Origin of the sequence: Methylobacterium sp. J-059 (assembly GCF_022829485.1) — a bacterium.
In the GTDB taxonomy this organism is placed as follows: domain Bacteria; phylum Pseudomonadota; class Alphaproteobacteria; order Rhizobiales; family Beijerinckiaceae; genus Methylobacterium.
Window position 1 is genome coordinate 37,443 of sequence record NZ_JAKSYA010000185.1, and the last position, 7,249, is coordinate 44,691.

Below are 7,249 nucleotides of genomic sequence, written 5' to 3' on the forward strand. Positions count from 1 at the left end.
GCACTTGAGCGCCCGCCCGAAGGTCCGACCGATGTCCCAGACGCCCCCCGACCGCCTCGCCGTGAACCCGAACAGCCCGTTCTACGACGAAACCATTCTGGAGCGCGGCATCGGCATCCGCTTCAAGGGCGTCGAGAAGACCAACGTCGAGGAATATTGCGTCAGCGAGGGCTGGGTCCGCCTCAGCGCCGGCAAGACCCTGGACCGCGCCGGCAACCCGATGACGGTGAAGCTCAAGGGCACAGTCGAGCCCTACTTCCGCGACGCCGCACCCGAGGCCTGAGCCTCGCGCCGGCCGCGCGCCAGGTCGAAATCGCGCAGGGCACCCGCGACCAGGGCCGCGACCTGCTCCGGGCTGCGCGCATCCCGGACCACGAGGCTCGCCAGCACGTCGGTGCGGCGTTGCCGCTGCTTGGCCGTCCGGGCGTGGTTCGAGAGCCGCAGGGCGAAGCCGCATTCCGCGCGTTGCAGGTACAGGCTGTCGCCGCGCTCGTTGCGCGCGGTCACCCGGAAACCGTGCTCGGCGAGAAGCCGCGCCGCGTGCGCGAGCGCCGCGGCCGGGGGCAGGGCGCGTGCGCCCGAGCCGGTCACGGACCGGCCGGCTCGATGGTGCCGAGGGCGCGGCGGCCCAGGGTCCGCGTCTTCAGCCGCAGCGCCGGCCGCTCGATGGCGTACCACGAGACCGCGGCCACCGGGATCGTCAGCGCGAGCGCCGGGATCAGCAGCAGCGCCGGGGAAGCACCGGGCCACGAAGCATGCAGGCTCTGCTGCACCGGCCAGCCGTAGAGGTAGATCCCGTAGGAAAGGTCCGCCGCCGGGTCGAAGGCCTTGCGCGACAGCCAGGGCGACAGCCCGAGCCAGATTGCGCCGTAGCCTTCCGCCGTGAACAGCAGCGTGCGGTAGAGCGGGGTGTGGCGCGCCAGGAGGCAAGCCAGCGCCAGGATCGCGAGCGGGACAACCGAGAGGCGCACGGATGCCCTTCCGGCGTAGAGCGCCGCGCCGATCGCGAAGATCAGCGGCAGCCGCAACGCCGTCTCAAGGCCCTTCGGCAGGTCGGGATGCCTCGCATCCGCGATCAGGAGCGCGATCGCGAAGCCGGCGGCGATCAGCGGCACCACCAAGCGCGTCCGCAACGCGCCGACGAGGCCGGCGGCGACGACGCCCAGATAGCACAGGGTTTCGTATTTCAGGGTCCAGACCGTGCCGAGCGGGCTGCGATACGGGTTGTCGGGAAAGACGCCCGGCAGCGACGCGTTGCTCTTGAAGGTGGTCAGCGTGCCACGCACGAAGCGCCAGACGCCGCCATCGCGCAGATACTCGCCGAGCGGCAGCGTGCTCATCGCGGCGCCGAGGACGAGGGCGACCAGCAGCGTCGCGGCGACGAGCCCCGGCAGGATGCGCAGGGTCCGTGCGATGAGGTAGTCGACGAGGCCGCGCCGGTCGAAGCTCATCGTCACGAGGAAGCCCGACACCGCGAAGAAGCCGTTCACCGCGTGCTCGCCGAGAGTGAAGCCGGTCGCCCGCGCCAGCGGCTCGTCGAGGGCGTTGCCGCTGGTGACGCTGAAGGCATGCGAGACCACCACCGCCAGCGCGAGCGCCAGGCGAAGGCCGGAGAAGCCGTTGTGCGGGCGGGCCAGCGCGTCCGCCACCGTCGCGGCGCGGGTCATTCGAGGCCCTCGCGGGCCAGCGCGGACCGGCCCCGCAGCGCGGCCCAGGCGCCCGCGGCCGAGCCGCCGTAGCGCTCGACGCCGGCACGCCGCAGGACCAGCAGGGACAGGCAGGCCTTGAGCGCGTTGGCCGCGAGCCCCGGCAGGATGGGGTCGGCGAGCCCGTACTTGCGGGCGACGTAGGCGCGCGACCACGCCTGGTGCCAGCGGGTGCGGAACATCCGGCCGCGCTCCGGCGCCGAGGAGCGCCCGCGCCCGTGCAGGACCTCGGCGCCGTGCACGTGGACGAGGGCGCGGCCCGCATCGGCGATGCGGCGACAGAGGTCGTCGTCCTCGTAGAACAGGAAGATCCGCTCGTCGAAGCCGCCGAGCGCCAGGAAGAACGTCCGCTCGATCATCAGGCACGCGCCGGACAGGAACGGCGCGCAGGCATCGCCCGCGGGCAGGTCGCGGCGCCCGCGCGGGTTGGTGAGGTACGGCGCCAGCAGGGAGCGCGGCTGGTAGAAGAACCGGCCGTCCGGCTCGACGATGCGCGGCGCGAACAATCCGGCCTCCGGCCAGCGCTCGGCGGCGGCGAGCAGGGCGTCGGCCGCGCCCGGCCGCAGGATCACGTCGGGGTTGAGGATCAGCACGTAGCGGGCCTGCGCGGCAACGCGGACGCCGAGGGTGTTGGCGCGGCCGTAGCCCTCGTTCCGAGCGTTGCGGACCACCTGCGCGCCGGCCGCCTCCGCGATCTCCGCCGATCGGTCGCGGCTCGCATTGTCGACGACGATCGCCGGCACATGCTCGGCCGCGAGCGCCGACAGGCAGGCCGGCAGAGCCTCGGCGCTGTCATGCGCGACGACGACGGCGACGAGGCTGGGCACTTAACGGACTCCCCGGGGCGACCGCTTTTCCCTCCCCCTTCTGCGGGGGGAGGGAAGGACGCGTGGGGTCACGCCTTCTTCTCAGGCAGGTTCAGGCGGATGTGCAGCTCGCGAAGCTGCTTCGGGGTCGCCTCGGAGGGAGCGCCCATCATCAGGTCCTCGGCGCGCTGGTTCATCGGGAACAGCACCACCTCGCGGATGTTCGGCTCCTCGCAGAGCAGCATCACGATGCGGTCGACACCCGGCGCGATGCCGCCGTGCGGCGGGGCGCCGAGGCGCAGCGCGTTGAGCATGCCGCCGAACTTGGCTTCGAGCACGTCGCGCCCGTAGCCCGCGATCGCGAAGGCCTTCTCCATGATCTCGGGCTTGTGGTTCCGGATCGCGCCCGACGACAGCTCGATGCCGTTGCAGACGATGTCGTACTGGAACGCCTTGATGTCGAGGATCTTGGCGTCGTCGCCTTCGCCGAGCGCCAGGAAGGCGTCGTGGTCGAAGTTCGGCATCGAGAACGGGTTGTGCGAGAAGTCGATGTGCTTCTCGTCCTCGTTCCACTCGAACATCGGGAAGTCGGTGATCCAGCAGAACGCGAACTGGTCCTTGTCGGACAGGCCGAGGTCGTCGCCGATGCGGATGCGTGCCTTGCCGGCGAGCGCCGCGGCCTTCGCCTCGGTGCCGGCGGAAAAGAAGACCGCGTCGCCCGCCTTCGTCCCGGTCTTCTCGGCGATCCGCGCCAGGATCGGCGCGGGAATGAACTTGGCGATCGGGCCCTTGCCCGTGAGGGCGTCGTCGACCTCCTCGAACACCACGTAGCCGAGCCCGGGCGCGCCCTCGGCGCGGGCGAAGTCGTTGAGCTTGTCGAAGAACGAGCGCGGCTGCGTCGCCGCGCCCGTCGCCGGGATCGCGCGGACCACGCCGCCGGACTTGATCACGCCCTTGAACGCTTTGAACTCGACCGCGTCCTCGGCGAACTCGGCCGTGACGTCGGCGATGAGCAGCGGGTTGCGCAGGTCGGGCTTGTCGACGCCGTACTTCAGCATCGCGTCGGCGTAGGTGATGCGCGGAAACACGTCGGTGACGCGCTTGTCGCCGGCGAACTCCTTGAACACCCCGTGCAGAACCGGCTCGACCGCCTGGAACACGTCCTCCTGGGTGACGAAGCTCATCTCGATGTCGAGCTGGTAGAACTCGCCCGGCGAGCGGTCCGCGCGCGCATCCTCGTCGCGGAAGCAGGGCGCGATCTGGAAGTAGCGGTCGAAGCCGGCGATCATCGTCAGCTGCTTGAACTGCTGCGGTGCCTGCGGCAGCGCGTAGAATTTCCCGGGATGGACGCGGGAGGGGACGAGGTAGTCGCGTGCGCCCTCGGGGCTCGATGCCGTGAGGATCGGCGTCTGAAACTCGAAGAACCCGCCCTCGCGCATGCGCCGACGCAGCGAGTCGACGATCGCGCCGCGCTTCATGATGTTAGCGTGCAGCTTCTCGCGGCGCAGGTCGAGGAAGCGGTACCGCAGGCGGGTCTCCTCGGGGTACTCGAGGTCGCCGAAGACCGGCAGCGGCAGCTCGGCGGCCGCGCCCAGCACCTCGAGCTCGTCGATGTAGACCTCGACCGCGCCGGTCGGCAGCTCGGCGTTCTCGGTCCCGGCCGGCCGGGTGCGGACGCGCCCGTCGAGGCGCACGACCCATTCCGAGCGCACGGTGTTGGCCGCCTTGAAGGCCGGCGAATCCGAATCGACCACGCACTGCGTCAGCCCGTAATGGTCGCGCAGGTCGATGAAGAGCACGCCGCCATGGTCGCGGATGCGGTGGCACCAGCCGGAGAGGCGGACGGATGCGCCGACATCGGATGGGCGCAGCGCCCCGCAGGTATGGGTCCGGTAACGGTGCATCGCAAAACCTTGGAATGGAAGCGCGGCACCATTCACGCGAGGGGGGCGAAGTCAAGGCGCGCCGCAGGACCGGGCGGCCGGGTGCCGAGCCTCGCCGTCGCGGATGCCCGGCGGAACCGCGGGCCCAGCGAAGACGGCTCAGGTCCTCGGGGACGTCGAACCTGAGGATCGATGGGGATGCCGGCGCATCCGGCTCCCCTTTACAAGAAACCTCCGATATAGCCGGGGGCATGGATCTGATCAGTACGACGCAGGCGCTCCGCGACGCCTGCGACCGCCTCGCCGCGCAGAGCTTCGTCACCGTGGACACGGAGTTCATGCGCGAGACGACCTATTACCCCAAGCTCTGCCTGATCCAGATGGCGGCGCCGGACGGGACCGGCGTGCTGGTCGATCCGCTGGCGGACGGCATCGACCTCCAGCCCTTCGTCGACCTGATGGCGGACGAGGGCGTGGTGAAGGTGTTCCATTCCGCCCGCCAGGACCTCGAGATCATCTGGCTGATGGGCGGGCTGCTGCCGCAGCCGTTCTTCGACACCCAGGTCGCGGCGATGGTCTGCGGCTACGGCGACTCCGTGTCCTACGAGCAGCTGGTCAACGACGTGGCCAAGGCGAAGATCGACAAGTCCTCGCGCTTCACTGACTGGTCGCGGCGCCCGCTCTCGGACGCGCAGCTCTCCTACGCCCTGTCGGACGTCACCCATCTGGTGACCGTGTACGAGAAGCTGGTCGCCGACCTCGTGCGCGACGACCGCGGGCAGTGGCTCGACGAGGAGATGGCGGTGCTGACCTCGCCCGACACCTATCGCGCCGACCCGGCTCAGGCCTGGCGCCGCCTGTCGGGGCGGATGCGCAAGCCGCGCGAGATCGCGGTGCTGATGGAGGTCGCGGCCTGGCGCGAGCGCGAGGCGCAGACGCGCAACGTGCCGCGCGGGCGCATCCTGAAGGACGAGGCGGTGATCGACGTCGCGACCTCGGCGCCGCGCAGCGTCGAGGCGCTCGGCCGCTTGCGCTCGATCCCGGCGGGCTTCGAGCGCTCGCGCACCGGTACCGACATCCTCGCCGCCGTCGAGCGCGGGTTCGCCCGCGACGTCGGCGAGATCGCGCTGCCCGAGCGCGGCCGCGGCCGCAGCGGCGGCAACGGGGCGCTGGTCGAGTTGCTGAAAGTGCTTCTGAAGGCGGTGTGCGAGACCGAGGGCGTCGCGCCGAAGATCATCGCCACGGTGGACGATCTCGAAGCGGTGGCCGACGACGACGCGGCCGACGTGCCGCTGCTCCAGGGCTGGCGCCGCGAGCTCTTCGGCAGCAAGGCGCTCGACCTGAAGCACGGTCGCCTCGCGCTCTCCGCCGAGGGCGGGCGCATCGTGGTGCGGTCGCTGGCCTGAACCGGCGATCGGCCGGCATCCGGTCATCGACGCGAGACCATCGCAGGCGAACCCGTGACACGGGGACGGACCGGGACTAAATGGCAATGCGATTGCCGAAACGTCCCAGGGCCCCACGTCGCATCCGATGCACGAACCCAACGAAGTCCTCCAGACGCTGACCGGGCGGGGCACCCTCTCGGCGGAGGGCTGCGGAACCGTCCGCATCCGCTACCGGGTGATCGTGGAACGGCGGGCATCCGTCGTCACGGCCCATGGCAGCCTTCACGGAAGCCATGCCGGCCTGCGCCCGATCTGGCTGATCCCGGACTCCACCCTGCGCCTGAAGACCGGCCGGACCCTCGCGATCTCGCTCACCGACCTCGTCGGCGACGCCGCCGAGTTCGAGAGCACCGGCGCCGTCGGGCCCCTCGCCTGAGATCGTCGCGGCCGGCCTGCGAGGCAATCCTCCTTCCCGGATGACCACCGTTGAGACGGCGATTCTCGACATCGCTCGGCGCAGAAAAATGCCGTTCTGGGTCGCCGACGGCGGTTTCATGCGACCAGAGCGCGCAGAAGCGGCAGGAAATCACCTAAGCTTGACCGCGAAGCATCCTCAGCGGTGTCGCGACCGGATTTTGCAGCGCATCTGCCCATTGCCAAGGCGATGCCGCGTCATGCCGCGCGAAGCGGCAGCGCACCGTGCACCGAACGCATGAAAAACGCGAATGTCGAAGCTCAAGCTGCAAACGGCGCATGTGTTTGCCGCTCATGCCGAAGCACAACACCTGGGCATGACCTCTTTTTGTGCGATGCACAATAAGTTTTTGCGGCGCGTCAACGACCCTGGTCTTCCCGCGAGGGTGCGGCGACTTGCGCACAACCCTATCGGAGGCGCCCGAACCGAGTTGACGAGGCTCAAAAATCTCTTAGAGTTCGTTCAAGCTTCGGTTTCGAGGGGGCCGCCTCAGGGATGGCGGCCTCTGGCTCGGCGACCCAAAGTCGTCGATTTCCTGCCCGCTACCGAAGCAAATCGATCCCTGTCGCAAAGAGTCAGGTCAGGTCTTCTCGACGCGGTCTGCGTCGTGTCCGGAAGGCATCAAGACTTGTCGGAGGAACACACATGAGAGCGGTTCATCTTCTCGCGCTTGGCGCGAGCCTTGCGGTTGCCGCCCCGGCGATCGCGAACGACGATCTGATGAAGCATCTGGCGAACCCGGCCGAGCAGTTTCTTCATACTTTACACTACTCCAACACCCCCCATCGGAAGCCAGACCAGACAAACGCGGGCAACGTCAAGAACCCATCCCTCCCACACACCCCCACAACCAACTCCTTTCTCTTCCACTATTTCTCTCCTCTCTTCTTCTTCAACATGATGTACGTCCACACGCCGTTCCCGAACATCTTCTACTCTCTCTACCTCGACCATTGTGCCAAGATCGTGTGTAGGTACTATCCGAATCAGG

At 69.1% G+C, this 7,249-nt stretch carries 7 protein-coding genes and 1 pseudogene; 4 read left to right on the top strand and 4 right to left on the bottom strand.

The annotated features are described in order from the left end of the window. The first annotated feature begins 31 nt into the window (after nt 1–31). Complete coding sequence (locus MKK55_RS28415) at nt 32–283, top strand: DUF3297 family protein (protein ID WP_147726094.1); 252 nt, start codon at nt 32–34, stop codon at nt 281–283. On the opposite strand, the gene MKK55_RS28420 is transcribed toward MKK55_RS28415, so the two are convergent. The 4 genes from MKK55_RS28420 to aspS form a co-directional block, all read right to left on the bottom strand. Then, nucleotides 253–591, bottom strand: coding sequence for a hypothetical protein (locus MKK55_RS28420; RefSeq protein ID WP_243939061.1), 339 nt, complete (start codon nt 589–591; stop codon nt 253–255). The genes MKK55_RS28415 and MKK55_RS28420 overlap by 31 nt on opposite strands. After that, entirely contained in the window at nt 588–1,667 is a 1,080-nt protein-coding gene (locus MKK55_RS28425; RefSeq protein WP_243939062.1) for an acyltransferase family protein, read from the bottom strand. The genes MKK55_RS28420 and MKK55_RS28425 overlap by 4 nt, the downstream gene beginning before the upstream one ends. Then, nucleotides 1,664–2,533, bottom strand: a complete 870-nt coding sequence (locus MKK55_RS28430) for a glycosyltransferase family 2 protein (RefSeq protein WP_243939063.1) — start codon at nt 2,531–2,533, stop codon at nt 1,664–1,666. Before MKK55_RS28430 ends, MKK55_RS28425 begins: the two co-directional genes overlap by 4 nt. A gap of 68 nt (nt 2,534–2,601) precedes the next feature. Then, nucleotides 2,602–4,416 (bottom strand): aspartate--tRNA ligase, encoded by a 1,815-nt coding sequence (gene aspS / locus MKK55_RS28435; protein WP_243939064.1) that lies wholly within the window; start codon nt 4,414–4,416, stop codon nt 2,602–2,604. A gap of 230 nt (nt 4,417–4,646) precedes the next feature. Here aspS and rnd point away from each other — a divergent pair, with 230 nt between their 5' ends. The 3 genes and pseudogenes from rnd to MKK55_RS28450 form a co-directional block, all read left to right on the top strand. Then, on the top strand, nt 4,647–5,801 hold the full coding sequence (gene rnd, locus MKK55_RS28440) for a ribonuclease D (protein WP_147728090.1): 1,155 nt from the start codon (nt 4,647–4,649) through the stop codon (nt 5,799–5,801). Between the two features lie 127 nt (nt 5,802–5,928). Beyond that, on the top strand, nt 5,929–6,219 hold the full coding sequence (locus MKK55_RS28445; RefSeq protein WP_243939065.1) for a hypothetical protein: 291 nt from the start codon (nt 5,929–5,931) through the stop codon (nt 6,217–6,219). Between the two features lie 684 nt (nt 6,220–6,903). Then, nucleotides 6,904–7,249: pseudogene (locus MKK55_RS28450) on the top strand (PQQ-dependent dehydrogenase, methanol/ethanol family); the annotation flags it as partial.